Source organism: Caballeronia sp. dw_276 (genome assembly GCF_018449635.1).
Classification (GTDB): domain Bacteria; phylum Pseudomonadota; class Gammaproteobacteria; order Burkholderiales; family Burkholderiaceae; genus Caballeronia.
Genome location: NZ_JAAVUV010000034.1, coordinates 1 through 2,564, shown reverse-complemented (window position 1 = coordinate 2,564; position 2,564 = coordinate 1). Strand labels below are relative to the sequence as shown.

General features: G+C 61.2%; 2 protein-coding genes. Both read right to left on the bottom strand.

The features are described from left to right. Positions 1 to 92: 92 nt before the first annotated feature. Positions 93 to 860: an IS21-like element helper ATPase IstB gene (gene istB, locus HB633_RS30450; RefSeq protein ID WP_213781839.1), complete on the bottom strand. Its 768-nt coding sequence runs from the start codon at positions 858 to 860 to the stop codon at positions 93 to 95. A 12-nt stretch (positions 861 to 872) separates the two neighbouring features. After that, a complete protein-coding gene (gene istA, locus HB633_RS30445) occupies positions 873 to 2,396 on the bottom strand; it encodes an IS21 family transposase (protein WP_213781838.1) in 1,524 nt (507 codons plus the stop codon). Positions 2,397 to 2,564: the final 168 nt, after the last annotated feature.

The following is a 2,564-nucleotide window of genomic DNA, read 5'->3' as shown; positions in this document are numbered from 1 at the left end:
TGCGTATTTCGGTGAACGTGACCGCTGATTTCGGGAACGTGACCGATTCGGCGAGGTTTGGCGTTGCGCGGTTTCGATTGTAGAGTTCCTCCCTAGTTTTGGTCGAGTTCTGGTTCCAATTTGCTGGAATTCGGAGGCGGCTTTCTTAGGGATTCGCCTGTAAGTTTGATGCGGTGGTGACGGTGCATGAGGCGATCAAGCATTGCGTCGGCGATGGTCTCGTCGCCTATCCAGCCATGCCAGTGTTCGATCGGTAGCTGGCTGGTTACGATCGTGGCCTTGCCGGCAGAACGGTCGTCGATCATCTCGAGTAAATCATTTCGAACCATTGCGTCGAGCGGAGCCATTCCCCAATCGTCCAGCAAGAGAACATCAGTGCGAGCAACCTGCAGCAGCCATTTGGTGAAGCCGCCGTTGCCGTGCAGAACGCGTAGTTCCTCGCCCAACCGCGGCACGCGCAGATACAACGCAGAGTGTCCGCGTCGGCAGGCATACTGCGCCAAGGCGCAGGCGAGCCATGACTTACCTGCGCCGGTCGCGCCGCTAATGAGCAGGCTGTATCCGGCCTCAACCCAGTCGCCCAGAGCCAGGCTTGTGAGCGAACGCGGGTCGATCCCTCGACCTGCGCGAGTGTCCAGATCTTCAATGGCGGCTTGCGGATACTTCAGGCGCGCTTGCTTAAGCAGTCGGGTGCGACGGCGATCATCGCGCCAGCTTGCTTCCCGGTCGACCAACAATGACAAGCGTTCCTCGAAACTGAGAGTCGCCGTGCCGGGCTGCGTCAATTGCTGTTCCAAGCCGTCGGCAAAGCCATCGAGCTTCAAGGTGCGCAGTTGCGTCAAGGTCTGTTGCATCATCATGGTGGGTTCTCTCTATTGGTAGTAGCTGGGGCCGCGCACATGCGCGTGGCTTGGGCCGATCCATTCAACCGGCGTTGTTGCTGCGGCTCGGTCACGGTTGTTGATCAGGATGTCGCGCACGTGGCGGTAACGGTGTACGCCTAGTTCGAGTGCCAATGCGCACGCCGCTTCCAGACGCTCGGGGCCATAGCGACGAGAGAGTGAGAGCAGTCCAAGGCACGCCCGATAACCATGTTCGGGATGACGTTGCTCCTGAAGAAGCCGACTCACGAGCGCACCGGTTGCGCCGCCAATCTGCTGGCCCCAGTGAATGAGGCGCTGCGGAGTCCATTCGAGATGGGCGCGGTGTGCCGCCGGCATGTGCTCTACGACTGTCGTGTAGCCTCCCACGCGATCGTTGCGGGCGTGGCTGGCCACGCGGCGACCGCGATGAAGCAACTCGACGGCGGCTGTCGTGATTCGCGCATCGAGCTTGAGTCCGACTAGCGCTTGCGGAACGCTGTAGCGGTGTTTGTCGATCTCAACGTGATAGTCAATGTGGACCGTGACCGACTTGAACCGCGCCAGCTCATACGGCTGCACCGGCAGCGGTTGCAAAGCCGGCGCGTCCAGTTCGGCAAATGCGGTGGCGCGGCATCCCGGCAGCTTCTGAAACGGACGCCCGTTCAGGTTCTTCAGTAGTGGGCGGATCGCGTCGTTGACCGACTCAATAGTTTCGAATCGATGATGACGCAGGCGCGCCATGATCCAGCGCTCGACGATCTGAACCGCTACTTCAACCTTCGGCTTGTCCTGGGGGCGATAGACGCGTGCCGGCAAGAATGAGGTTCCGTAGTGACGCGCGAAGTCCAACACGGTGTCGCCTGCGCGCGGCTCGTAACGGTCAGGGTCAGCGATCATCGCACGCGGGTTGTCCGGCACGATCAGTTGTGGAACGCCACCGTAGAACGTCAGCGCGCGGCCGATACCGTTCAGCCAGTCCTCCATCGTCTCGGCTGGCGTGGCGCATGCGAACGTGAAACTCGATGCGCCCATGGCGGCCACAAAGATGTGCGCGCGACGCCCCGTGGTCAGCGCCACCGTGGGGCCGGCGAAGTCGACGAACAGCTTCTCGCCAGCTCGGTGAATCTGTCGCATGGAGCGCTTCAGGCGTTTGGCGAACGCCTTATAGTGTTCACAGAACTGCGTGTAACGGTAGGTCTGCCGGTTCGCAAACTCAGCCTGGTATTCCTCCCACAACAGCGTCAGCGTCACACCCTTACGGCGTAGCTCTTGATGGATGCGCCCGTAGTCGGGTTGGGCGTAGGCAGCAGGTCCGGTGGGCTTGCCGAGCAGCCGCCGCTCGAGCTCGCCTTCGTCCATGTCGCAAGCGCTCGCCCAGTCGAGCCCGGCGGCACCGGCTAGCCCGACGTACTTTGTGACCACACCCTTGGAAATGCCCAGCGACGCGGCGATTCGATCGTGCGAGAAGCCGGCGTCGAATTTAAGTCGTAAAACGTCCTTGATCATGCGCATGTTCATCCGGTGCGCGGGCATCGTCTCTCCGGCCAAAGCCGGCGAGCATAACCCGCGTGGTTGATGTTATGCGCAACGCCAATCCTGCTGTCCGGTCCGCTCGGTCACGTTCCCGAAACGGCCGGTCACGTTGCCGAAATCGTCGGTCACGATCCCGAAACGGCCGGTCACCTTCATCCGAAATACGCA

What these genes read in the sequence shown, in the direction of transcription:
- istB (WP_213781839.1), bottom strand. Translation starts at nt 860, where the DNA reads ATGATGATGCAACAGACCTTGACGCAACTGCGCACCTTGAAGCTCGAT.
- istA (WP_213781838.1), bottom strand. Translation starts at nt 2,396, where the DNA reads ATGCCCGCGCACCGGATGAACATGCGCATGATCAAGGACGTTTTACGA.